Source organism: Thermophagus sp. OGC60D27 (genome assembly GCF_052400625.1).
Lineage (GTDB): Bacteria > Bacteroidota > Bacteroidia > Bacteroidales > Marinilabiliaceae > Thermophagus.
This window is the reverse complement of record NZ_JBQTGH010000001.1, coordinates 238,765-263,832: the sequence shown is the minus strand read 5'-3', so window position 1 is coordinate 263,832 and position 25,068 is coordinate 238,765. Positions and strand designations below refer to the sequence as shown.

17 protein-coding genes are annotated in these 25,068 nt (G+C 42.8%); 12 read left to right on the top strand and 5 right to left on the bottom strand.

The features are described from left to right. The first annotated feature begins 152 nt into the window (after positions 1–152). The 5 genes from ACT29H_RS01010 to ACT29H_RS00990 all read left to right on the top strand — a co-directional run bounded on the left by ACT29H_RS01010 (position 153) and on the right by ACT29H_RS00990 (position 9,476). Positions 153–2,285 (top strand): right-handed parallel beta-helix repeat-containing protein, encoded by a 2,133-nt coding sequence (locus ACT29H_RS01010; protein WP_444819728.1) that lies wholly within the window; start codon positions 153–155, stop codon positions 2,283–2,285. Between the two features lie 26 nt (positions 2,286–2,311). Beyond that, complete coding sequence (locus tag ACT29H_RS01005) at positions 2,312–3,553, top strand: alpha/beta hydrolase family protein (RefSeq protein WP_444819727.1); 1,242 nt, start codon at positions 2,312–2,314, stop codon at positions 3,551–3,553. Positions 3,554–3,773: 220 nt separating this feature from the next. Then, positions 3,774–4,601, top strand: a complete 828-nt coding sequence (locus ACT29H_RS01000; protein WP_444819726.1) for an alpha/beta hydrolase — start codon at positions 3,774–3,776, stop codon at positions 4,599–4,601. Between the two features lie 104 nt (positions 4,602–4,705). Then, the gene (locus ACT29H_RS00995; protein WP_444819725.1) at positions 4,706–7,048 is read left to right on the top strand and encodes a GH92 family glycosyl hydrolase; all 2,343 of its coding nucleotides are present in this window, start codon (positions 4,706–4,708) and stop codon (positions 7,046–7,048) included. 583 nt (positions 7,049–7,631) lie between these two features. Then, positions 7,632–9,476: a DUF5060 domain-containing protein gene (locus tag ACT29H_RS00990; protein ID WP_444819724.1), complete on the top strand. Its 1,845-nt coding sequence runs from the start codon at positions 7,632–7,634 to the stop codon at positions 9,474–9,476. A gap of 716 nt (positions 9,477–10,192) precedes the next feature. On the opposite strand, the gene ACT29H_RS00985 is transcribed toward ACT29H_RS00990, so the two are convergent. After that, positions 10,193–10,360 (bottom strand): hypothetical protein, encoded by a 168-nt coding sequence (locus ACT29H_RS00985; RefSeq protein ID WP_444819723.1) that lies wholly within the window; start codon positions 10,358–10,360, stop codon positions 10,193–10,195. A 47-nt stretch (positions 10,361–10,407) separates the two neighbouring features. Here ACT29H_RS00985 and ACT29H_RS00980 point away from each other — a divergent pair, with 47 nt between their 5' ends. Further along, entirely contained in the window at positions 10,408–10,764 is a 357-nt protein-coding gene (locus ACT29H_RS00980) for a hypothetical protein (RefSeq protein ID WP_444819722.1), read from the top strand. Positions 10,765–10,913: 149 nt separating this feature from the next. Here the strand turns inward: ACT29H_RS00980 and ACT29H_RS00975 are convergent, their stop codons facing one another. The 3 genes from ACT29H_RS00975 to ispE all read right to left on the bottom strand — a co-directional run bounded on the left by ACT29H_RS00975 (position 10,914) and on the right by ispE (position 13,191). Continuing rightward, entirely contained in the window at positions 10,914–11,894 is a 981-nt protein-coding gene (locus tag ACT29H_RS00975; protein WP_444819721.1) for a lipoate--protein ligase, read from the bottom strand. 5 nt (positions 11,895–11,899) lie between these two features. Further along, positions 11,900–12,229, bottom strand: coding sequence for a cupin domain-containing protein (locus ACT29H_RS00970; RefSeq protein ID WP_444819720.1), 330 nt, complete (start codon positions 12,227–12,229; stop codon positions 11,900–11,902). Positions 12,230–12,375: 146 nt separating this feature from the next. Beyond that, a complete protein-coding gene (gene ispE, locus ACT29H_RS00965; protein WP_444819719.1) occupies positions 12,376–13,191 on the bottom strand; it encodes a 4-(cytidine 5'-diphospho)-2-C-methyl-D-erythritol kinase in 816 nt (271 codons plus the stop codon). A gap of 71 nt (positions 13,192–13,262) precedes the next feature. On the opposite strand from ispE, the gene ACT29H_RS00960 reads away from it, so the two are divergent. The 4 genes from ACT29H_RS00960 (at position 13,263) to ACT29H_RS00945 (ending at position 16,870) form a co-directional block, all read left to right on the top strand. After that, on the top strand, positions 13,263–14,867 hold the full coding sequence (locus tag ACT29H_RS00960; RefSeq protein ID WP_444819718.1) for a beta-N-acetylhexosaminidase: 1,605 nt from the start codon (positions 13,263–13,265) through the stop codon (positions 14,865–14,867). Between the two features lie 42 nt (positions 14,868–14,909). Next, positions 14,910–15,428 carry a GNAT family N-acetyltransferase gene (locus ACT29H_RS00955; protein WP_444819717.1) on the top strand — a complete coding sequence of 173 codons (519 nt, stop codon included), beginning with the start codon at positions 14,910–14,912 and terminating at the stop codon, positions 15,426–15,428. A 321-nt stretch (positions 15,429–15,749) separates the two neighbouring features. Next, positions 15,750–16,292, top strand: coding sequence for a hypothetical protein (locus ACT29H_RS00950; protein ID WP_444819716.1), 543 nt, complete (start codon positions 15,750–15,752; stop codon positions 16,290–16,292). 62 nt (positions 16,293–16,354) lie between these two features. Next, positions 16,355–16,870: a DUF4251 domain-containing protein gene (locus ACT29H_RS00945; protein WP_444819715.1), complete on the top strand. Its 516-nt coding sequence runs from the start codon at positions 16,355–16,357 to the stop codon at positions 16,868–16,870. 147 nt (positions 16,871–17,017) lie between these two features. Here ACT29H_RS00945 and ACT29H_RS00940 read toward each other — a convergent pair whose 3' ends face one another. Then, on the bottom strand, positions 17,018–19,900 hold the full coding sequence (locus ACT29H_RS00940) for a two-component regulator propeller domain-containing protein (RefSeq protein WP_444819714.1): 2,883 nt from the start codon (positions 19,898–19,900) through the stop codon (positions 17,018–17,020). A gap of 478 nt (positions 19,901–20,378) precedes the next feature. Between ACT29H_RS00940 and ACT29H_RS00935 the strand changes: the two genes are divergently transcribed. Both ACT29H_RS00935 and ACT29H_RS00930 read left to right on the top strand, forming a co-directional pair. Then, positions 20,379–23,411: a SusC/RagA family TonB-linked outer membrane protein gene (locus ACT29H_RS00935; protein WP_444819713.1), complete on the top strand. Its 3,033-nt coding sequence runs from the start codon at positions 20,379–20,381 to the stop codon at positions 23,409–23,411. Between the two features lie 114 nt (positions 23,412–23,525). Beyond that, positions 23,526–25,058: a RagB/SusD family nutrient uptake outer membrane protein gene (locus ACT29H_RS00930; protein ID WP_444819712.1), complete on the top strand. Its 1,533-nt coding sequence runs from the start codon at positions 23,526–23,528 to the stop codon at positions 25,056–25,058. Positions 25,059–25,068 lie beyond the last annotated feature (10 nt).

Below are 25,068 nucleotides of genomic sequence, written 5' to 3'. Positions count from 1 at the left end.
AACCTGGGTCATGCTTGTCTCTTTTGGGTTTTGTGGGATGAAATATGGAATTTTAGGTTTGGAGAGTGTTATTCCAATAGGACTGTTGTTGTGGACTATGTGAGGAAATTATACTGATTTTATTAAATGGAAAATTAAAAAATTGTAATAAGATGAATTTAAAGCAAGTTGTTGCTCTGATATTTATTGTTTTATTCAGTTTTAATCTTTGGGGCAAGAATATAAATATTTATGTTTCAGCAAATGGTGATGATAAGGCCCCCGGAACCAAAGATCAACCATTGGCGAGTTTATATGGTGCCCGTGATTTTATCCGGCAATTGAGGGAAACAAACAACCTGCAAGAAGAAATACAGGTAATCATTTCCGGTGGGATCTATTATATGACCGAACCTGTGGTCTTTACCGATATTGATTCCGGAGGTGATAATGCTCCCATTGTTTTTAAGGCGGCAAAAGGAGAAGAACCTGTTTTTGTGGGAGGAATTGCAATAGAAAATTGGGAGAAAGTGTCAGATAATCTTTGGAAAGCCAAAGTTCCGGAAGTAAGTCGTTATGGTTTGTATTTCGAACAGTTGTATGTGGATGGTAAGCGAGCCGTTCGGGCCAAATCACCCAATAGCGGGTTTTATTTTTTGAAAGAGGTGGATGAGACAATCATCGAAAAAGGGACTGGTCGTAGAGCAGCATTGGCTGTTCAAAAGTTAAAGCTTTTTCCTTCGGCAGCATCCCATTTCGCTTCCTTCACGAGCAGTGACTTTAATGATGCATTAATTACCTTTTACCACAAATGGGACAATACCCGCAAACGGGTGTCTTCATTTAGTGCCGACAGCGCCGCTGTTTTCACGGTAGGTGGAGGCATGAAGCCATGGAATAAACTCGACAATAAGACACGTTTTACCATTGACAACTACAAAGCTGGGTTGGATAGCTGCGGAGAGTGGTTTCTTGAGCGAAGTGGCGATTTATACTATATCCCCCGAGAAGGAGAAGATTTGAATAACGTCAGTGTGTATGCTCCTGTGACCGATCAGTTTCTTGTTATTAAAGGCTCGAAAGGAAAAGAAGTACGAAATATTCGTTTTGAGAATATTCGCTTCGAAGTGGCCGGTTATCGTACGCCATTATGGGGCAATGAACCCGTTCAGGCGGCAGCGCCGGTAGAAGCAGTGGTCATGTTGGATTACGCTAAAAATATTGATTTTGTCAATTGTGGTATCAGCCAAATTGGTACCAATGCTTTCTGGTTCCGGAAAGCTTGTGATAACTGCTCTGTATCTCAAAGCTATATACATGATTTGGGGGCCGGAGGTATAAAGGTGGGAGATAACAAGCTTCCTGACAATGAGGAAGATTTGACCCGAAATATCACCGTTGACAATAATATAATACGTTCGGGAGGTTTTATTTTTCCTTGCGCTGTTGGTGTTGCCATTTTTCATGCCAGCGACAATAAAATAAGCCATAATGAGATTGCTGATTTTCGTTACACTGGGATCTCCGTAGGCTGGGTCTGGGGGTATGCTTATAGTCCAACGAAACGAAATACAATTGAATACAACCATATTCATCATCTTGGTTGGGGTGTACTCAGTGATATGGGGGGCATTTATACCCTCGGTGAGTCGGAAGGTACAAGGGTTAGTAACAATGTTGTTCATCATGTATATTCCCATGGATATGGTGGTTGGGGGTTATACACCGATGAAGGATCAACCGGTATTGTGATGGAAAACAATCTGGTTTATGCCTGTAAAAGTGCCGGGTTTCACCAACATTATGGTAAAGAAAATATTATAAAGAACAACATTTTCGCCTTCAACCAATTAAGGGGCATCCAGGTTTCCAAAGTTGAAAAGCATCTCTCCTATACATTTACTAACAATATTGTTTATCAGAATGAAGGAAAAATAATATCGGATGTATGGGGTGGAGATAACGGGACCAAAATAAAAATCAATATCGATCACAATTGCTATTGGAAAATAAATGAGCCACACCCTAAATTTTACGGGTTATCGTTTGATGAGTGGAAAGAATCAGGCAGAGATGAAAATTCCATTATTGCTGATCCCTGCTTTGCTGACCCACAAAATTTTGATTTCAGAATTAAAAACAAATCGGTTGTCAAAAAGATTGGGTTTAAACCTTTTGATGTTTCCAACGCCGGAGTTTATGGATCTAAAGCATGGAAAGAACTGGCAAAATTCGATCCCCAATTAGCCGGTAAATTTGACAGAGTCGTTGAGGAACTCAAACAAAAGACCGATTCAAAGGAATAATATTTAAAATGTAATAAACGACTAAAATGATACGTGTATATTCACTCGTGTTGCTATTAATTTTTGCCTCGTGCGGAACAAATACCGGCAAAAAAGTTTACAAAATTACCGTCGACAGATTTCAGAATTCCAAAATATTGTGGGATTTGGAGGCGTTGAGTAATCCTCCGGCTTTTTCGTGGATCGATTCTACCTCTTCGGTTCGTTCACTGGTTTATGAGAGTGTTCCCTTCGAAGGGAAGCCTACTCAGGTATTTGCTTACTATTCCAATCCGGATTTATTACAAGGGAAAAAAACAGAGAATATATTTCCCGCTGTTGTTTTAGTTCATGGAGGAGGAGGTAAAGCATTTAAAGAATGGGTTGAAAAATGGGCTGCCGATGGGTATGCTGCTATAGCGATGGATTTGGGTGGAAAAGATGGGACCGGAAAACCTTTATTAATGGCTGGTCCTGATCAAACCCATGAGAATAAGTTTACAAGAATAGAAAAAGGGGATTTAAAAAATGTTTGGAGTTATCATGCTGTTGCCAGTGTTATTTTGGCACACTCATTTTTACTGGAACGTACTGAAGTAGATGCCGAAAGAACTTGTTTGACCGGCATCAGCTGGGGGGGATATTTAACCTGTATGGTGGCCGGGCTCGATGATCGGTTTAAAGCAGCAGTGCCGGTGTACGGATGCGGCTATTATGATGAGTCCGACGCATTTGGTAAACCTTTATCTGAACTTACCCCTGTTTATGAAAAACAATGGATGAAATATTTTGATCCATCGGCTTACCTCCCCTTTGCTAAACCGGCTCTTCTGTTTATGAATGGGAATAAAGACTACTTCTACAATATAGTTCCCTATTACAAAACCTATCATTTGCCAAAAAATTGTGATAAGAATATTTGTTTAAAACCAAATATGAAGCATGGCCATCGGGAAGGCTGGCAGCCTGTGGAAATACGGTATTTTTTTGAGTCGGTCGTGAATCAAGGTGTCCCTCTGCCCAAAATTGAAAAGGTGAAACTGACTCAAACTTCCGTTAGCGCCGGCTTTAAGTCTTTTGCCGGGTTACGATCAGCACGGTTCTATTATTCCTCTGATACCATTTCGACCAATGCCAAAAGAGTCTGGTTTAACGTCGCTGCAACAATTGATGCTGAGAAAAAGATGATTAGCTGTGATCTGCCAGACATGGATTTTAAATATGCTTTCTTTTATGTTACAGAGAATAGGGAGTTATCCGTCTCAAGTCCAATATTTGTTAGGCAATAATCACTCATTTTTTGATGGATGGTCCTTTATCATTATTGTGTATAAACATGAGGGGCTGTTTGTAAAGTTTAAAATGAAGGTTTGTGTGTTTTAAAAAATATGATTTTATTGCGGCTTGATAGCATGCATAATGCAGCATTTGGACTATTAGGACAGTTTTTTTATGGGGTTTCCGGTTTTTCCGGCGCCCAATAATTGAATTTGATTAAAATATAAAGATATGAAGTTTAATGTTTTACTGATTTTACTGTTTGTCTGTGTATTAAATTTAACAGCTGCTCGTGTTGACACCCTCTATGTGAAAAGTGAGGTAATGAATAAGTCTATCCCGAATTTGGTTATTGTGCCCGATTCCTATGATGCTCAAAAAAGTAGCGCGTTCCCTGTGCTGTATCTGTTGCATGGGGCATCTGCTGACTATAAAGATTGGTTGAGAAAAGCGCCACACTTGAGGGAATATGTTGATTTGTACAATTTTATTATTGTTTGTCCCGATGGAGGACATACCAGTTGGTATTTTGATAGTCCGGTGGACCCAACGATGCAATATGAGACCTATGTTTCGAAGGAATTGATTAAAAAGGTAGATCATTCATACCGCACCATAAAAAATCGGAATGGAAGAGCTATTACCGGATTAAGCATGGGGGGACATGGTGCCTTCTACCTGGCATTTCGGCATCAGGATATCTGGGGAGCCGCAGGCAGTACCAGTGGTGGTTTAGATATTAGACCCTTTCCCAATAATTGGAATATTGCCAAACGATTAGGATCATATGCCGAGAATAAAGATAATTGGGAAAATAATACGGTGATTAATCTGGTTTATTTACTGGATGGGTCGAAGTTGAAATTAATCTTTGATTGTGGCGTTGATGACTTTTTTTATGATTGCAATAAACGGATGCATGAGAAGTTACTGCAAAGAAATATCCCGCACGACTATATTGAGCGTCCAGGGAAACATAACACAAAATATTGGGCCAATTCCATCAAGTATCAATTGATGTTTTTTCATGAGTTCTTTATCTCGCAGAAGTCGAAATGACAAAGAAGGTCTTTCCGGATGTTTAGTGTGATGAGATAAATGATGTCTTCTTGCCGGCATGGCATAAATAATTCGATAATTGAATATCAGAAAAGGGAAGTTAGATGAAGAGATGGTTTAAGACAATTTTTTTCTTGTGTTTTATAGGATCGGTATCCCCTCAGATGTATGCTAAGGAACCTCCGGTCGATTTGGTTAATCCGTTTATAGATACGCACAAATCTCGTTGGTTTTATTTCAATTCTGCGTGTCGGCCTTTTGGAATGGTAAATCTTAGTCCCGACACCAATACCAAAGGAAGTTGGGAGTCGGGTTACTTATATGACAGCCGTTTTATTCGATGTTTTAGTCATATACATGCCTGGCAGTTGGCCGGGGTGGCTGTTATGCCAACTACCGGTGAATTTAAAGGCAACTTGGGAATGGATGCCTATCAGTCGGCTTTTAGCCATGAAGGAGAGATCGCCAAACCCGGTTATCATAAAGTGTTTTTAAGTGATTATGGGATTACGGTTGAACTGACTTCCTCCACAAGGGTTGGATTTCACAGATATACTTATACGTCAGAGGAAAAAAAGTCGATCATTTTTGATACTGGCGCTTATTTGGCACATAGTCCTACCGTTTTTTCCAAAGTATGGAAAGTTAGCGATACCGAAATTGCCGGGGTTCAAGTAATTGGGAAAACCATCCGGCGACCTAAGGATACACCCGTTTACTTTGTTGCCCGGCTGAATAAGTCTTTCCGGTCATTTAAAGGATGGGTCAATAAAGAAGTAATCCCTTATCATACAGATACCATCCAAGGCCAAGATGCCGGGGCCGCTGTATTTTTTGATGCCGGGGATGAGGATCCGATTTTAATGAAGGTGGCCATTTCATATGTGAGCGTTGAACAAGCGCGTAAAAATATGAACGCAGAGATTAGTCACTGGGATTTTGATAAAGTGGTTGATGAGTCCTATCAAACGTGGAACGATTGGTTGGGCCGAATAAAAGTTAAAGGCGGAACGCATCAGCAACGCGTGAAGTTTTATACCGATTTGTGGCATGCCCTTTTGGGGCGACGTATAACCAGCGATGTTGACGGTAAATATATGGACATGACAGGTAGTAAACCCTTGGTGAAGAGTGTTCGGCTCGATGAAACAGGCAAGCCTCTATTCCCTCATTACAACTTTGATGCCTGGTGGGGAAGCCATTGGTCGCTTAATATTTTATGGTCGTTGGTTTATCCCGAGGTAGTGGATGGCTTTTGCAACACAATGTTTGATATGTACAACGATGGCGGCTTAATTCCTCGTGGTCCTTCAGGTGGCAATTATACCTATGTGATGATTGGCGACCCGGCAGTTTCTTTTTTTGCATCAGCCTATAATAAGGGCATTCGGAATTTTGATGTGGAGAAAGCTTATGAGGGGTTACGAAAAAATGCATTTGTAGGCGGCATTAGAGACCATGCCGGTTATGAGCATGACCGGCCGGCCTATGGCGGTGGAATGCAGTATTACATCAAACAGGGCTGGATTCCCGAGGGTATTAAATCGAAAGGGATGCACCTTGACGGCGCCGCCATGACGATGGAATATGCCTACCAGGATTGGTGCTTGGGGCAATTGGCAAAAGCATTGGGAAAAGAAGATGATTATAAGCTCTTTAATAAACGGGGCCTGAACTATAAAAATTTGTGGAATCCGGAAACAAAGTATATTCATCCACGTGAGATGGATGGTAGCTGGATAAAGGATTTTGAACCGGTATCAGAAGGTTTTAGTGCAAGAGGATTTTGTGAAAGTAATGCCGCTATTTATACCAATTTTGTTCCGCAGGACATGAAGGGATTGATTAACCTGTTTGGGGGAAACGAAGCTTATACGGCTTTTTTGAATCATTCGTTTGAGGCCGGAGAGTCACTAGGCTTTGTGGGTGAAAATAAGAATCATGCCTCCGGATGGGTTGATTACGGCAATCAACCGGGAACGGCGATGGCTCATCTTTTTAATTATGCCGGATCGCCCTGGATAACGCAAAAATGGGTTCGCAAAGTAAAGGCTTCTTTTGTTGATACGACCCCTTATAATGGTTATCGCGGCGACGAGGACCAGGGGCAAATGGGGGCACTGGGGGTGTTGATGGCGATTGGCTTGTTTGAGGTGGATGGCGGAGCAGCTGTCAATCCATACTATGATATAACGAGCCCTGTCTTCGATAAGATCACCATCCGGCTGGATAATCGTTATTTCCCCGGCAAAAAGTTTGTCATTAAGACCAATAATAACAGGCTGGAAAATATTTACATTCAATCGGCTAAGCTGAATCGTCAGGATTTAAATAATTGCTGGCTGTATCATTCCGACCTAGTAAAAGGAGGAGTCCTTGAAATTGAGCTGGGGCCTAATCCAAATAAAAGCTGGGGAACACAAGAGCCTCAGCCATTGATGCGTTGAACCATTTGGGGGATAAAGGAATGGACCTGGATCAAAAAAAGAATCAAATTGAAATGGATAAATATGGACGTACGGAATCAGATTGATCTTCATTTACAGACTGTATAAGTTTATGATGAATATTTTTTTCATGAACAGATACAATAATGGTTGCCATTTTATGTAAGTCTATAATAATAGATTGTTCATTAAATAGATCGGTTTTATTTCGTGGGAAGTTAAAAATTAGCAGCAAAAAAGCCTGTTGTTCTAACAATTATCTGAATTGATATCGGATTTTGGAAGTGAATGGAAAGTTGTGCCTATTTATGCATACTTTTACGGTAGTTATTATCTTTGTTCAATACCATGGCAGTAGATTTAATTGTACTTTAGGCGGATAAAAAGGTCTAATGGTTTTTATGCTAGGTATTATGTGGGTCTATTTTTGTGAAGCGGCAGGCGGCTTTGCAGTAATATTTTACTGGGATGAAGTAAAATGCACTGAAATGTGATTTATCCCACCCTAATGAGGATATTGAATACCTTTAGAAGATAACAGGCTGATCTCTCTTGGATGGGTATAACTAAATTTATTAGAAATATGAAAAAAAATCAGATCACCTATCTTTTTTTGCTGTTTTTTGTCGGCACCACTTTGAGTGCAGCCAATATAGGATTGGACCAGAGCCAGCGTTCGAATTCAACACCGGAAATATCCGGGGAATTGAAAAAGTGGCATAAAATTACTTTAACATTCGATGGTCCGGAGACTTCAGAAACAGCTTCCTATAATCCGTTTATGAATTATCGATTGAACGTGGAATTCACGCATCCTGCCACCGGTAAAAAATATCTGGTGCCGGGTTATTTTGCGGCCGACGGAGATGCCGCTAATACCTCTGCAACCAAAGGAAATAAATGGCGGGTACATTTTGCGCCGGATGAAGTGGGAACCTGGAACTATCATGTGGATTTTAGAAAAGGTAATTTCTGTGCGGTCAGTGACCGTCAGGATGCAGGAGTTTCTGCTGGATTTATGGACCAGGCCCAAGGTTCTTTTGAGGTTGCTAATACCGATAAAACAGGACGGGACATGCGAGCTAAAGGGCGTTTACAATATGTTGGTAAGCGATACCTTCAGTTTGCCGAAACCGGTGAATATTTTCTAAAAGTGGGGTCTGATGCGCCGGAGAACTTTTTGGCTTATCAGGAATTTGACGGAACTTTCCACAATGATGGACATAAAGATAACCTTGTAAAAACATGGGATCCTCATATTAAACATTGGCATGAGGGCGATCCAACCTGGAAAGACGGAAAAGGTAAGGGGATCATTGGTGCTGTGAATTATCTGGCATCTAAGGGAATGAATGCTTTCTCTTTTATTACGTTAAATATTGGTGGTGATGACCAAAATGTGTTTCCCTATATCCGTTACGACACGTATGACCAGATGGATTGTTCCAAACTCGACCAGTGGGAAATCGTATTTGAGCATGCGGATCAATTGGGAATGTTTCTCCATTTTAAACTGATGGAGTTCGAAAACCAAGGGTTGCTCGACCATGGAGGTGTTGGTGCCTTGAGTAAATTATATTATCGGGAGATGATTGCTCGTTTTGGTCACCACCTGGCTATGAACTGGAATATGTGCGAGGAAAATGGTGATTGGACTAAAAATCCTCCCACGCCCCCTCAGTTCACTTTGGCTCGTTTGTCTATGGCGGCATGGTTCGATAAGCACGATCCTTATAACCATCATCGAGTTATTCATAACGGCAACTGGTTTACCGATCTTTTCGGACCTGACAGTCATTATACCGGAGCTTCCTTGCAAACCAATCGGCCGGACTTTAAAAATGTTCACAAGAGAACGCTGGAGCTGATCAACGCAACCAAAAATGCCGGAAAACAATGGGCCATTGCCTGCGATGAGCCGGGAGATGCTCAGCATGCTTTGCTTCCCGATGCGGAAGATCCTTATCACGATAATGCCAGGATGAATGGATTGTGGGGCAATTTCCTGGCTGGAGGGTGGGGTACCGAATGGTACTTCGGATATAAACATGCTCACAGCGATTTAACCTGTCAGGATTATGCTTCTCGTGATCAATTTTGGAATCAGGCAAAAATTGCACTCGATTTCTTTCATAATTACAATATTCCTTTTTGGGAAATGGAATCGCATGACGAATTGGTGCTTAACGATGGCGATTACTGTTTTTCAAAACCGGGGGAAGTATATGTCTTCTTTTTTAAATCAGGTAAGGCGAATATCGATCTTTCTCATGCCACCACGAAACTTAAAGCTTTTTGGTATAACCCAAGAGTGGGCGGACCATTGAAAAGAGGCTCTTTGAAAACCCTTAAACCCGGAGATGAAGTTAATCCCGGACAACCACCCGTTGAGGATGGTAAAGACTGGGTATTACTTTTGAGAAAATAGTAACTATCCATCTCATGTCAGGGGGTGGTGAAAAATATTATTGGGGGCCGGATGGCTATATAATAGGAGATATATTTCTACCCTCTGACTGTTTTAGTCCCATTTCGTTTTGAAGAATAAAAAAAAAACGAAGTGCCGGAGTTGGGACCGGTAGCTTTGGATTTTTTCTCTTCGTGAAACCCAAACTCTAAATTATATTCCGTGAGCAGGCTGGTTTTGTCAAGGGCGGCTGAGGAACAAGGTTGTTTTTTGCTCCTTAACATGCTAATGTTTCGTACACTTTTTGCCACACCACAGTTCAGCAGTTAGCCCCTTGGGACTTACCATCTTTGAAGGTATCACAACAGAAATCAAAAAATCGGGAGTGCCTCCCCAAGCCCTCTCATAAAAACAAAGGATTAGATGATGAATCCAGCCTTAACGTTTTAGATTTTGGATTTTTCGGTTTTTCCGACCGTCCCAATGTAACCTTCCCCGCCAATGTAGCCTTCCCCGCAAACCAGACAGCTTAAAATTAGACAAAATATTAATTTTAAGCTGTCAAAAAAGTGTTATGAAAAAGCCAAGATTTACAGAAAGTCAGATTTTAAAGATTTTCAAGGAATATGAAAGTAAAAGCGGTATTGATGTCCGAATTTTATGCCGTGAATATGGGATATAAATTGGGAACGAATAATGCGACCCCAACGGGTGCGCACTTTCAAATGTCAAACCTTTCATCCCGCCACCTGTTGTGCTTCATGCCCAAAAGACTCATTAATAATTAATGGCAAACCTGATTGCTTCATATAACCAAATACTTTTTTCAAGGTCCATTTGGTCTTCCCAATGGTGACCAAAGTGCACTTAAGACCTTCATGGTGCCTTTTCTTATAGATTCTCATGATTTGTTTCCTTCTTTCCGACTTTTATGCGCAGCTCCGAGAGGTTTATGCGCAGCTTTGAGGGGTTCATGCGCAGCTTTGAGGGGTTTATGCGCGGCTTCGAGGGGTTTATGCGCAGCTTTGAGGGGTTTATGCGCAGCTTTGAGAGGTTTGTGGGCAGCTTTGAGGGGTTTGTGAGCAGCTTTGAGGGGTTTATGCGCAGCTCCGAGAGGTATATGCGCAGCTTTGAGAGGTTTGTGCGCAGCGTTGAGGGGTTTATGCGAAGCTCTGAGAGGCTTATGCGAAGCTCCGAGACCTTTATGCAGACTTCTAACTCCGAAATTATGGGGAGTGTTGGGAGTGTTCGTCAATCGGTGTCTCTTCTCATTTTATTAGTATTAATTTTATTTAAATCATTGTTGTAATAGAATTTAAAGTTTGTGGTTAGTGTTTAGTCATTAGTCTGTTTAGTACATCAATCTTTTCAATCCCCTCAATATCATTGCCTAACAACCTGATAGCCTGCATGGTTTTTAGTGCCTGGGTTCAGGTTTTAAGGTTATTTATAATAGCGTTAGAAGAGCCCCTCCATAAAATGCTCGACCGACACATTTTCCAGGTAGTGATCTAACTGTATGGAATTCAGTTTTTCTTTAATGTGTTGGGGGTCGTGCGGCATTCCGTTCAGGAAGTTTTCCAGCTCGTTGATATCGCGCGAATTAAAGAAGTCGCCAAAAATTTTGGCTTTTTCAATTCTTCCTTTCTGAACTTCCAGATTTATCTCAATAAAACCGCCATTTGTTTTAATCCCTTTTTGGAAGTTGTATTGAGGAGAGGAGCCGAAGTTCCAGTCCCAGGTGCCATATTTATCTTCGACAAGTTTGTTGATGGCCGCGATATCCGCATCGGACAGATTATAGATTTCCGAGTCGGGGTATAAGCTGCGGACATGGTCAAAGATGAGGTTCTCAAACCGGGCCAAAGTGATGGGTTGTTTCAGATGCTCCGAAATGTTGGTGACTCTGCTTCGTACCGATTTCACTGCTTTATCCTGAAATTTCAGAGGGTTTACCTTTAATGCGTTCGACAGATCGGGCAATTTGGAGCTGAAGAGCAACGTGCCATGCTGCAAAATTTTATCATTATACAAACACTTGGCATTTCCGGAGAATTTTTTCCCGTCGATGGTTAGGTCATTGCGTCCTTCAAATTTGGCATCAAGTCCTAAAGATATTAACACATCCAATATTGGTCGGGTATATTTTTTAAAACCTTCGGTGTTATTTCTCTCTTTGTTCATGATAAACGAGAAATTGAGGTTTCCCGGATCATGAAAAACCGCACCGCCACCCGACAATCTTCTTACCACATCAATGTTGTTTTTTTTAACGTAATCGACGTTAATCTCGGCCAGCGAGTTTTGGTGTCTGCCAACGATGATGGACGGTCTGTTGATATACAGGTAGAAACATTCGTCGGCTTTGTTGTCCAATAAAAACTCTTCGGTGGCCAGGTTAAAGGCCGGATCAAGGGTGTTTGAACGAATACAGAGCATAAACGTCAGGCTTTAATCATGGTGAGTAACATTTTAAACTTGTTCTTTGCTTCCACGGCATGCGGGACATTGGCGGGCATGATAATCATTTGACCTTCATTGACCACATGTTCTTTTTTGTCGATGATGATGGTGCCTGATCCATCGATGACCTGTACAATAGCGTCAAAAGGAGCCGAATGTTCGCTGAGATTTTGTCCTTTATCGAAGGCAAACAGGGTGAGGTTTCCTTTGTCGCTGCGGGAAATTATTTTACTTACGGTTGATCCGGATACGTATTCAACCATGTCTTTTAAAGTGTGGACTTCGCTTGTATTAAAGTTGGTTTCTGACATTTCTTTAGTTTTAGTGTATTATAATTAAATGGTTTGGGGATTGGGTGATGTGGTTGTGACTACTATCCAACGTTAAGACCCGGGCAAATGTTTGATAATGCGGTTCAGTCTGTACAATGGTATGGGTTGGTCCATTCGGTCTTCCCTTATAATTTTCCGCACCAAATGGAATAATCTTTCGGCCAGGAAATATCTGGCTTTTGCCGGAATATCCCGAAGATGGCCGAACCACTGCCCGACATGGCAGCGTAGAGGGCCCCCTGGTCATAGAGATCGGATTTTATTTGCTTTAGTTCCGGATATTTGGAAAATGCATTGGGCTCAAAATCGTTGACCAGCTGTTGGCGCCATACCTCTACAGGCTCCTTCAGGATGGTTTCGATGTTTTGGGCAGGCTGTTTGGGGGTGATGTTGCGGTAAGCCTCGGGGGTAGAGAGACTGACCGGGGGGATGACAACCATCATCCAGTAACCGGGCAGAGGCAGTTCTATGGGTGAAAAGATATTGCCTGTTCCGCGTGCCGCCACCGGTTGGTTGCGGATAAAGAAAGCACAGTCGGCACCCAGCAGGGATGCTCGTGTTTCCAGTTCTTCCGAAGATAGTCCCAGGGTGTATTGTTCATTGAGTAACCTGAGCATAAATGCGGCATCGGCCGAGCCACCGCCCAATCCTGCGCCTGCCGGAATGTTTTTATGAAGATGAACCTTTAGTGGAGGAATAGGATGGTCTTTTCGCAATAATTTTAAGGCTTTGGCAACCAGATTGTCTTCATGATTTTCAACCACATTGATTCCGGAAGAAGAGAATGAATCTTCTTTGCTGTCTTTATTGTCAATGACTTCCAGTACGTCATTGAATCCCGGCACGGGAATAAAAACGGTTTCGAGGTTGTGAAAACCGTCGGGGCGCTTTTCGGTGACAAAGAGCCCTAAATTGATTTTAGCGTTGGGAAAAACCACCATAATCGATTAATTTTAGCACAAAGAAAAGAGAGTTTGTTCAAAATATTTATAAACCGGTTAAAAAAATTACTATGAGATTCAGAAGAACCTTAGTTAGTACATTTTTATTGGGAGGACTTATGATGGTATTCACCTCTTGTAAGGAACAATACCCGCCCACCAATTTGTCTAATCATTCTATTATTCCCCGTCCGATGAAGGTCGTGGCCAATCATGGTACCTTTGTTTTAAAGGATGGAGCAACGGTGTATTACGATTCCGGGAATAATGAGTTGAAGAAGACGGCAGAGTATCTGTCCGGTTTTCTGAAAACGGCAACAGGCTTTGAAGTCGGAGTGGAACCCACCACCCAATCTCCTTCAAGGGGAAATATTTTTTTAACCGGGAATGATTCCCTAAAGGAGTCAGGAAGCTATAAATTGGAAATTACGGAACGCCTGGTTAAGATTTCGTCAGGTCATGGCGAAGGTGTATTTTACGGCATCCAGACGCTGCGGCAGTTGTTTCCTGCAGATATAGAAAAGACCGGGGATGAGACCCATGAAAAGTGGTTCTTGCCTACCGGAACGATTGTGGATTGGCCCGAGTATGAATACCGTGGCGCTATGTTGGATGTAGCTCGTCACTTTTTTGGTGTGGAGACGGTAAAACGTTTCATTGATTATCTGGCCATGTATAAGATGAACGTCTTGCATCTACATCTTTCCGACGACCAGGGCTGGCGTATCGAAATCGAATCGTGGCCCAACCTTGCCAAACATGGAGGTAGTACAGAGGTAGGGGGAGGCCCCGGAGGTTTCTTTACCAAGGAAGAGTATCGGGAGATAGTGGCCTATGCTTCCGAACGATATATTACCGTGGTTCCGGAGATTGATATGCCGGGGCATACCAATGCGGCCCTTTCTTCCTATCCCGAGTTAAACTGCGACGGAAAGGCTCCTGAATTGTATACGGGCACAAAAGTGGGCTTTAGTACTTTATGTACCAATAAAGAGGTGGTTTACAAATTTGTGGATGATGTGGTTGGTGAAATCGCCGAAATGACGCCCGGACCATGGTTCCATATAGGTGGTGATGAGTCTCATTCCACTGCACATGACGATTATGTACGATTCATTAATAGGGCTCGCAAAATTGTGAAATCTCACGGTAAGAAGGTCATCGGATGGGATGAGATAGCCCATGCCGCCATTGATGGCAACGATGTGGTTCAGTTCTGGGCTAAAGAAAAGAATGCTCAGTTGGGGGTGACAAAAGGTGCCAAAGTGATTATGTCGCCCTCTAAACATGCGTATATGGATATAAAATATGATTCTACCACCGTTTTGGGGCTTACATGGGCCGGCCTGACCGAAGTAGATGATGCTTACAACTGGGACCCCGCCACATTGGTAGAGGGCATTGGTAAAAAGGATATAATGGGTGTTGAGGCCCCGCTATGGAGCGAAACCGTAGAAGATTTAAAGGATATTGAATATATGGTTTTTCCGCGATTGCCGGGATATGCTGAAATAGGCTGGACGGCATCCGAGCAGCGCTCCTGGGACGAGTATAAGGTTCGTCTGGGGAAAGAGAAGAATCGATTCGAAGCCCTAGGGATCAACTATTATCCCTCCCCTTTGGTGCCCTGGCAGGAGGAAGAGGATTTATTTATCGATTCTGCCGAGAATGAATGAAACACAATGGAATAGAGAATACCGTTTTATCTCTTTGAGTTTATGGAGCTAAAAAACCATCATGTGACGTTAAGGGAGTTCAGGCATTCAGATGCCGACTCCATAATCCAACTCATCAATAATCGCAAAATCTGGGATAATGTTCGTGATTCGTTGCCTTTCCCCTATTTTGAGAAAGATGCCCATGAGTTTATAGATTTTTGCAGGAAGATGGATCCACCAGGGACTTTTGCCATCGAGTATAAGAACGAGTTTGTGGGAACCATTGGGCTGGAACAAAAAAACGACATTTACCGGATGAGTGCTGCTATTGGTTACTGGTTGGGAGAACCCTATTGGAATAGAGGAATTGCTACCACCGCCGTGAATTTGATGGTGGACTATGGCTTTAATCAATTGGGGTTGATAAGGATTGATGCCGGCGTTTTTTCCTATAACAAAGGTTCGCAACGGGTTCTGGAGAAAGCGGGATTTAAACTGGAGGGCATTTTTGAGAAAGCGGTCATAAAGAATAATACGGTTTGCGATGAATACCGTTATGCCAAAATAAAGAATTTCTAGGTGATTAGATTTTTAGATGATAGGTTTTAATTGAATCTGAGGTTTATGATTTTCTGTGTTTTGGCAGGTCAAAATATTTAATTGCAACAACAAAAACGCGCATGGCAAAAGGGGTTATCACCACTTATCCCGATTCTTCGGGAAAGGGAGAGTATAACTCCCGGCCATGCGCGTTTTATTGGGCCAATATGTTAAATAAATTTTTACTAACTGAATCTATTGTCAAAGCTTGGCAAATTGTTGTAAATTGATGACTTGCAATAGAAAACAGAAAAGAAGCATCAGAAAATATTAAGTCTAAAAATCTAAAATGTTGGAAAGATGAGGTATACTTTTTTTACGTTATTGGTTTGCTCCGTATTGGCCTCATGTACGCCGGTTCGTTTTGATCAACCGCAACCGGAGGGTGCCAGAGACTTGGCAAGATTCCCGAAAGAGCTATCCGGATTTTATGTGGATGAAGAAGGGGATACGCTTCTGGTTACATCTCAGGGGTTTGAATATGGATTTGGCAATATGGATTCGGAATGTTTAAAGAGATCATTGTTGTCCGGCAACATGGTATTAAAGAAATACAAGAATTATTATGTGTTGAGTATGCAAGAAGAGGAGGAGTGGGATGTGTTTTTGATAGAAAATGGGGATGATGGATTTGATTTGCGATTGATTGATATTGGTAGCAAAGATCGTGGGAAGATAGATCTTCTTAGTAAGATTACAGGAGTGGAAACCATTAAGAATAGCGAAGGAGATGTTGCCTACTTTCTGGTACGACCTACCCGGTCGGAGTTCAAACGAATGGTGAAAGGTGATTTTTTTGCGGGGAGAGAACATTTTAGAAGGGTTGAAAAGCCGGATAAATAGTTGGGGATTCCTGATTTTTAGGTTGTTGATTCTGTTTTTTTTGATTATAAAACAATCCGATTATGAAGCAGATGTTGTTAATATTGGTGGGAATAGTTTTCTTAAACATGACACCGCTTGCTCATTCAGCAACACCAAACAAAAAGGAGAAACGCCGGGCGCAATATCAGGCGACCCTTGACCTTGTAAAAGGGGGATGTTTTCTGTTTGAAGCCCAAAGAGCCTTTCCGCAGGGAGGCGCCTCGATTGATCTGACTACCAATTATGGCTTTCTGAGTGTGACAGATTCACTTGCTACTGCTCATCTGCCCTTTTTCGGAAGGGCTTATCATGTGGATTATGGTGAGCCGGGCGGGATAAGGTTTTCGGGTGTGGTAAATGAACTGTCGGTGGTAGAGAAACCCAATAAATTAAGGATTCTGTACTCGTTTGAAGTGAAGGATCGGGATAGGTATCGCATCATGCTGGATATTGGTTACGATGGGGATACCTCACTTACCGTCACCAGTAATAACCGAGAGTCCATACGCTATAGCGGCCGTATCGAACCTTGTGAAGAGGAAGACGATTCCCGGTAAATCAGATATGGCTATAAATAGGGGATCGCCATGAGTGGGAATCTATGAGATATGACTGCCATTCTCATCAAAAAACTCTGCGCTTAGCATCTCTGCGTTTTAGAAGATAACTGCTAAGTTGGGATAGACGTTTTTGCCTCGCCCGGATTATTCCTTTTTACCGTCTCGGAACGAGAGGATAAATTCAGTGAGGTCGGTATCGGGGGATAGTTCCAGTTTTTTTCTAAGCCGGTATCGGTGATTTTCGACGCCTCGCACAGAAATGCCCAATAGCGGTGCAATCTCTTTGGAGGTAAGGTTAATTCTCAGAAAAGCACAGAGCCGGAGGTCACTGGGGGTGAGCTGTGGATAAGCCTCTTTGATGGATTGAAGGAATGTTTCATGAGCCTGATTAAAGTTATGCTCAAAAATTTTCCAGTCGTCACCACCTGAAATGTGATCGTCAATTTTCCTGATCAGTTCGTTGTAGTATTTGTCGGGATAGCGAGTGCCCAGTTGTTCTTTCTGCTTTTTCAGTTTGTCTTTTAGGGCCATCAGAAATTCATTTTTCTTAATCATCTCAAGCGTGGAGTTGGCCAGCTGCCGACTTTTGAAGGAGAGTTCCGACTGAAGTTTTTCGTTTCTAAGTCGAATTAATTCACGTTCCTTTTCTTCACGTTTATGCTTTTCGTAAAGTTTGACCCGTTTTACGGTAATGTGTTTCCCCAGGTAAAAGAGGCCGGAAAAGACCAATGCGTAAATGAAAAAGGCAGGGGTTGACTGGTACCAGGGCGGGGCTACTTCGAGCTGCAATTCATGAGTTGCAGACGTTTTTTCCCATTGATTGGTTGCTCTCACTTTAATAACATATTCACCTGCAGGAATCCGGTTAATGGTGAAAACCGGTGATTCGAGGGGAGCCGACCACCGGGGGGTTAACCCTTCAATTTTATACTGATATTGAACGGGTTCAGCCGAAAAGAGCGGGAAGGAATATCTTAAGGTGAGATTGTTTTGTGCGAAAGGAATGCTGAGCTTCCCCTGGTAAGGAGAGAGCTTCTTTGGCTCTCCTGTCTGTGATTGGGTGATAATTGCTCTGATTTTCAGTGTTTCCCGGGTTATTTGATCGCCGCTGTCTTTCGACTCCGTGTCGAGGATGGCATAGCCATTTTCGAGACAAAGAATGGCTTTGTGACGATCTACCGTGACAATGTTCTCTTCTCTTGGGATCAGATTGTTCCGGAAGAGAGAGAGCGGGAACTCTTTGATTTTTTGAATTCTATCCTGTTTGATTTGAAACTGCGCTATCCCGTGCTCATTCATAAACCAATATCGGTTGTCGGGGGCCGGAACAATGAGAAATGAAGAGGCATAATCACCCAGATGGTTGTTTAGAAATTCGTAGGGGACAATTTGGTCGGTCAGGTCATCATAGGTGTATAGAGAATCATTATTGGAAAAGATAATGCGGTTCTCGATGTTGAAAACGCGTAAGCTGCTTCCTTTTCGCCAAATGTTTGAATCTTTTCCGTAATGTTTTATTTGTACAACGGAATCCAACGATTCATTTAAATTTAACTTATACAGCCCGTGATAAAGATGGCCGGCCCACAGGTTGTTTCGATGATCGAATTCAACAAATCGGATCAGGTCGCTGAATCCTTTAACCGTATGAGCAAATTGCCACTTTCCGTTTATTTTTTGGTAAACCACCAGATCGGAGAAGGTACATTGTAGCAAAAAATCGGGGTGACCGGGAATCGAGGTGATGGAATAGCCTCCGGCAATATCAGAAATTTTTTGGGCTTTTCCGCCGTCAACAATAAAAGTTCCTGAGTTGTGACCTACGAAAAGCGTTTCGTCGATAACTTTACAATCCCATACTTGTCTTTGGGTGCCCTGGACCAGAGTGAAAGGGGTGTTAGATTGATCCCATTTACGATAGAACAACCCCTGGTTGGTACCCACATAAAAAAGTCCGTTGTGGATGCCTGCCGAGTACATGGCACCGGGTGAATGCTTTGTAAAAAGATTGTAGGAGGTTGAGTCCGCAAAAGAGATAAAATCCAGCCCTTTGTCCGATGCTACCCAGATGTTCCCGGTGGTATCGCATGTCAGGGAATGGACCGTGTTGCTTTGTAGGCCCGATTGAATGGTGAGGTGATGTTGCACCGTCCCGTTTTCCGAGAGGATGATGACGCCATTGAGAATGGTTCCTATGGCGAAGGATCCGTCCGGCCTTTTTATCCCTTTATTAATGTTGTTTCGGATCAAGAAATCTTTTTGTTCAGAGAACCATTCTTTTAGTTGTTGCGTTGCTCCGTCATACAGGAACATTCCATGACTTTCGGTGCCAATCAGGTATTGGTTGTTTGTTTGATATTCTGAAAAGAAGTTGATTTTTTTGTCCCGAAAGAAAGACGATTCCAGCAAGGGACTGTAACTGTTGTTGTTTATTCGATATAGTCCTCTCCCCTGAATGGCAATAACCGGTTCCTGGTTTAATACGTCCGATCGGGAAATAAAACCATTGATTCTGATAAATTCAAACTGGCCATCGGAATAGATATATATTCCGGAAAACGATTGAAAATAAATCTTGTCGTCAATGATGAAGATATTCCAAAACTCTTCGTTTTTAGCAAAGTAGTGTTCCACCTGTTCGGTCAATGAGGTGTAATTCAGAGTTCCCAGATTGTTGCGTTCCCAAAAGCCGATTTCTCTGTAACCTCCGGTATATATGCGATTGTTGCTATCGATGGCGATGGTTCGGATGGCGAATCCGTTGGGTGAAGGGTAGATGTGCCACGAAACGCCGTCGAATTCGATGAGGCCGATGGTGTTGCCAAAATAGGTAAATCCTTCCGAGTCGAAGTTGATACACCAGTTTTTGTTGGCTCCGAGGTAGTGGTTTTTATTAAAATTAATGACTTGATATTGATCAATTGGCGCTGCTGAGCCCGAAAAAGGAGCCCCAAAAAGTATAGCGGATAAAATAATGAGGATTGGAGAAAGGATGGGGGGGTGGTTTCTTTCGAAAGTAATCTTCATATTCAGTCCTGTTATTTCAATTCCTATTTAGCCGATTGAGGGGCCCTAATTCGTATTGTGGCCGGTCAACATGTTCTGCGGTGCGACGATATGGGGCCTTTTGCTGCGTTAACAAAGTACAAAATTATCCGAATTTTGTGTTTTTTTCGGTCCTTCTATGTTTAAAATACGGGAATTTGTTTCCGGTTCCGGAGGCATTTAGTATTAATGAAAGATTCGGAGCCAAGGAAAAGTCAAAATCCGCTTCACTTTTTCGGTTGTCAGGAAGAATTTTTCATTGGAGAAATATAAAAAAAGTGGATTCACAAGATATTGAAAAACAATTATAAAAGCAAAATGAGTGTTGTGATGGTGTAGTAAAAGTGAATTGTGAAAATACATTTTTTAACAATGAGTATTTTTAGTGTAGTAAATTACTTTACCAACGTCTGCAATGAGGCTTAATTTTAAGCCAGTAAAATGAAAAAAATGTAACGTCATGAGAAAATCTCTGTTCATCATTTGTTTTTTATGGATATCTGTTTTTGCTTTCGGACAGGAAGAAATTACTGTCCGGGGTAAAGTGACAGATTCGGAAAATCTTGGTATCCCCGGGGTCTCCATTATAATAGAGGGAACCACCATGGGTACCATTACCGATATAGATGGTAATTATACGCTGAATGTCCCTCCGGATGCAACGCTGGTTTTCAGTTTTATAGGCTTGAAGAGCCAGACGGTTTCCGTTGACGGCCGAAGCCTTGTAAATGTTCAATTGGATGAAGCGATGGTCGACCTGGACGAGGTGGTCGTGGTAGGGTATGGCCAGATCAAGGTTAAAGACCTGACTTCCGCCATAACCACTTTGAAGTCGGAGGAACTGGTTAAAACGCCCGCCGGACAAACCATGCAGGCGCTGCAGGGAAAGGTGGCCGGTGTGCAGATTGTGAATGCCGGTTCGCCGGGGAGTGAACCCACAGTTCGAATCAGAGGGGTTGGCTCTTTCCCGGGAAGTAGCAATTCTTCGCCATTATATGTGGTCGACGGAATGTACTTCGATAATATTGATTTTTTGAACCCTTCGGACATAGAAACCCTCTCGGTCCTTAAAGATGCCTCGGCATCGGCCATTTATGGGGTTCGTGCTGCCAACGGGGTGGTGCTTATTACCACTCGCCAGGGTTCACTTAACAGCCGCTCATCCATTACTTATGATGGTTACTTTGGTGTTCAGGTGCCGCAAAATGTGATGAAGATGGCTAATGCCGAGCAGTTTGTGGAGTATATAAATCAAACGGGCGCACCTGAAGATCTCAGTTATATCGAAAATGCCATGCAACGATATGGCCGTAGCCGTATTAATCCCAATGTTCCGGATGTGAACACCGACTGGTATGCCGAAATCATGGAATCTTACGCGATTCAGCAAAACCATTCTTTGTCCGTAGCGGGAGGTAACGATAAAACAACCTACTCTTTGGGGGTTAGTTATTTCGATCAGGAAGGGTTGTTAAAGGCCAAGAATTCTTACCAGCGGATGAATATAAGGTCTAAAATCGATCATCAGGCCAATAATTGGCTGAAGGCCGGGGTCAATTTCAATCTGAGTAATGGTATCAGGTATATTGCCGATGATGCAGCCTGGTTCAAGGCCTACCATGCGGTACCCATATTACCGGTGTATGATGACGAGAATTATGAATCATTGGTGAATGCAGGAACCAAATATCCCAGTCGCTATTCCAGTGCTCAGATTCTTGGCTACCGCGGATCGCAGAATCCTTTTCTCAGCCTGGCATTTAATGAAAACAGACAGGATATCAGAAAAGTGCTGTCGGGGGTTTACGGACAAGTTGATCTGATCCCTGAAAAACTTTCCTTTAAAAGTAATTACAATGTGTCAATGATGTTTCTTAAGGCCAGAAGTGTGGGATTGCCTTATTACATCTCCAACGATACCAATAGAGATCTTTCGACCATTTCGTCATCGAGAACTACCGATGTCAACCAGTTTTTCGATAATACTTTGACATACAACGATCGTTTTGGAAAACATACGATTAGTGCTATGGTTGGGACATCGTATCGCGATGAATGGTACGACTATTTAAGCGGATCGGCAGAGGATATTCCATTAAACGAAAATGCGTGGTATATTGGTCAGTCGCGGTCTGAATCCTCCAAGTATGCCAACGACAATGCCGAAAGAATTTATGGTTTGTCCTATTTTGGACGGTTGTCCTACAATTATGCCAACAAATACCTGGCTTACTTTACTCTTCGTCGTGAGGGAACCTCCAAATATCAGGAAAGATGGGGTACATTTCCAGCCTTCGGATTAGGATGGGTGGTCTCGGAAGAAGGTTTTTTCCAGGGAATAGACTTTGTGAACTACCTTAAATTGCGTGGTGGCTGGGGTAAGCTTGGTAACGACAGAATCAGTCGTCAGGACGGTGCCAACACCACCAATCCTGTTTTCCTGGCTATCGATGATACCCAGGTGAACGGAACGACTACCACCAGTACCTTCGGTTATCTGGAATGGGAGACCGTGAAGGGTACCAACATCGGTTTAACGGCCAATTTGTTTGGAAATCATTTAAGCATTGAGTCCGATTATTTTATCCGTGACACCGAGAATGCGGCTATTCCTGTCAGCCTTAAACTTCAGTCGGGAAGCATCCTTCGAAACGTAGGTACCATTCGTAATTCAGGATTAGAACTGTCGGTAACCTATTCCGGAAAAATAACTCAGGATTTGGCATTCACCGCCGGCGGAAATATTGCCACCCTAAAGAATGAAGTACGTGACCTCTATGGTCAAGCCTATATAAACGGCGGAAGTGCCGAGTTCCGTCAGAGGTCTCAGGTGGGAGAGCCCATTCTCTCCTTTTACGGCTATGAAGTGGCCGGTGTATATCAAAATCAGGCCGAAATAGATGCCGACCCCATTGCCGTGGCCAATGGACTGGTTCCCGGTGATTTTAAATTTGTGGATCAGGATGATAACGATGTGATCGATGATAACGATAAAGTATTCTTAGGATCCTATATCCCTACGCTTACCTATGGCGGATCCATAGGGTTGACATATAAAGACTTCGAGTTTTCCATGAGCTTCATGGGACAGAGCGGAAATAAAATCCTCAACCGTAAACGCGGCGAAATCATCTGGACCAACGATACCAATATCGATGCCGAACTGGCCTCCAACCTGTGGAACGGAGAGGGAACTTCCAACAAATATCCTTCGGCATCCGGGTTGCGACGAGGATGGAATCAGAATTTCAGCAACTTTCTGCTGGAAGATGGCGCCTTTTTCAGGATACAAAACATTCAATTGGCCTATAATATAAAAGGGGCACAACTGCTGGGTGAAGGCATGCCCGATGCCAGAATTTATTTCACGGCAGAAAAGCCTCTGACTTTGTTTAATTACAATGGGTTTAACCCCGAAGTGCCCAACGGCATCGATCGTCAGTTTTATCCTGTTCCTTCAGTTTTTACTGTGGGGCTAAATCTTAAATTCTAAAAATTATACGACGATGAAACGCGCATGACCAATGAGAGATTGTCGCCAAAGAGAAAGTATCAATCTCTGTCATGCATGTACCATCTAACCATAACTTAGATAAATTTTATACTGATGAAAATACAAGAGTTCAAAAAATATTTCGCACCCTTAATATTCAGCAGCCTGTTGCTGACCGGGGGCATCGGATGTACGGATAAGCTGGATGAGCCTTATGAAGACGAATCTTTCACTAGCGATGTGGATTACACCATCGGTGAAGATATGGTTTTACCGCTTTTAGGAGCCTATCAGGGCCTTTATACCAGATCGTGGGAAGAAGCTCTGACGCTGGGCTTTCGTGGCGATGATGTGAATGCTGCCGGCGATCAGACGCCTATGCATGAGCAAGATGAGTTTAAATACCAGGCCAGTCACTGGAATCTTAACTCTGTATGGCAATTACATTATAATGACATCATCAATATTTTCACCGCAATGGATGAAATTGAAAAGTATCGTCCGGCGGCCAATAACGAGGCCCTGGCCGATCAGTATATCGCCGAATGCCGGGTGATCCGGGCTTATTTATACCTCAATCTGGCCAGGTCGTTTGGTGGATGTATCGTGATCGATGAGCTGGATAACATTCAGAACACCCCCGTCAGCAACAAAGCCGGGGTAATGCAATACATCGTGGATGAGATGAATGAAGCCATTCCGAACTTGCCGGCCGTTCATCCCAACAAACGGACCGATATTCCCGGTGGAATGACCCAATATACCGCGTATGCCCTGCAGGCTCTGGCCTATCAGGAAATGGAAGATTATCAGGGTGTGGCCACTGCTGCTGCCAAGATTATCGATTCCGGAGAGTTTGCCCTTTCATCAGACTTCTATCATCTCTTTAAAACTGCCGGAAAATTGAATGACGAGAATATTCTGGAATTCCAGTATTCCGATTTTAATCAGGGTGAAGGCGATAGCTTTAATTTTCTATGGGCCCCTTTCGGTATCCCGGGTTGGACCCCCGCAGTAACCGGTGTTGGCGGTGGCTGGGGATTCTATGAACCTACCCAGAAATATATCACTTTTATGCTCGACCGGGGTGAAACCGTCCGGCTGGAAACAAGTGTTCTGTTTACCCCTGACGGAATTTCTGAACTTGAACAGAAATATGGTTCTATCCCTGCCTGGATTTCTAATACCAATCGTGAAGGTGATATCTTTAATAACAATGCCCGCCTTTTATATGCCAGTGGAAAACACATGATTCCTTCTACCGAAGTTATCGAGGGTCGCACTGCCTATAGCAGTAACAAGAACTTTATTGTAATTCGTTATGCCGAAATCCTTTTGATGTATGCCGAGGCGCTTACCAGAGGCGCTACCGGTCCTATATCTATGACGGCAGACGAGGCCGTTAATATGGTTCGTAACAGAGCCGGTCTGGGTGACCTGGAAAATGTGACTACTCAGAATGTTCTGGATGAAAAATTTGCTGAACTCGCCATGGAATGGGGAACCCGCTATTACGATATGGTGAGAACCAAAAATACGGCTGAATTAAGCCATGACGGCAAAGTTTTCACCATGGAAAAAGCTTATTTCCCTTTCCCGGCCGACCAGGTGGCAGAATTACCTCAATTGGCTGATGGTTTACAATAAAACTCGATGA

Coding starts and splice junctions, on each gene's coding strand:
- ispE (WP_444819719.1), bottom strand. CDS start 13,191: ATGGTGGTTTTTCCCAACGCTAAAATCAATTTAGGGCTCTTTGTCACC.
- ACT29H_RS00980 (WP_444819722.1), top strand. CDS start 10,408: ATGCGCAGCTTTGAGGGGTTCATGCGCAGCTTTGAGGGGTTTATGCGC.
- ACT29H_RS00960 (WP_444819718.1), top strand. CDS start 13,263: ATGAGATTCAGAAGAACCTTAGTTAGTACATTTTTATTGGGAGGACTT.
- ACT29H_RS00935 (WP_444819713.1), top strand. CDS start 20,379: ATGAGAAAATCTCTGTTCATCATTTGTTTTTTATGGATATCTGTTTTT.
- ACT29H_RS00975 (WP_444819721.1), bottom strand. CDS start 11,894: ATGCTCTGTATTCGTTCAAACACCCTTGATCCGGCCTTTAACCTGGCC.
- ACT29H_RS00995 (WP_444819725.1), top strand. CDS start 4,706: ATGAAGAGATGGTTTAAGACAATTTTTTTCTTGTGTTTTATAGGATCG.
- ACT29H_RS00940 (WP_444819714.1), bottom strand. CDS start 19,900: ATGAAGATTACTTTCGAAAGAAACCACCCCCCCATCCTTTCTCCAATC.
- ACT29H_RS00950 (WP_444819716.1), top strand. CDS start 15,750: ATGAGGTATACTTTTTTTACGTTATTGGTTTGCTCCGTATTGGCCTCA.
- ACT29H_RS01000 (WP_444819726.1), top strand. CDS start 3,774: ATGAAGTTTAATGTTTTACTGATTTTACTGTTTGTCTGTGTATTAAAT.
- ACT29H_RS00985 (WP_444819723.1), bottom strand. CDS start 10,360: ATGAGAATCTATAAGAAAAGGCACCATGAAGGTCTTAAGTGCACTTTG.
- ACT29H_RS01005 (WP_444819727.1), top strand. CDS start 2,312: ATGATACGTGTATATTCACTCGTGTTGCTATTAATTTTTGCCTCGTGC.
- ACT29H_RS00970 (WP_444819720.1), bottom strand. CDS start 12,229: ATGTCAGAAACCAACTTTAATACAAGCGAAGTCCACACTTTAAAAGAC.
- ACT29H_RS00945 (WP_444819715.1), top strand. CDS start 16,355: ATGAAGCAGATGTTGTTAATATTGGTGGGAATAGTTTTCTTAAACATG.
- ACT29H_RS00990 (WP_444819724.1), top strand. CDS start 7,632: ATGAAAAAAAATCAGATCACCTATCTTTTTTTGCTGTTTTTTGTCGGC.
- ACT29H_RS00955 (WP_444819717.1), top strand. CDS start 14,910: ATGGAGCTAAAAAACCATCATGTGACGTTAAGGGAGTTCAGGCATTCA.
- ACT29H_RS01010 (WP_444819728.1), top strand. CDS start 153: ATGAATTTAAAGCAAGTTGTTGCTCTGATATTTATTGTTTTATTCAGT.
- ACT29H_RS00930 (WP_444819712.1), top strand. CDS start 23,526: ATGAAAATACAAGAGTTCAAAAAATATTTCGCACCCTTAATATTCAGC.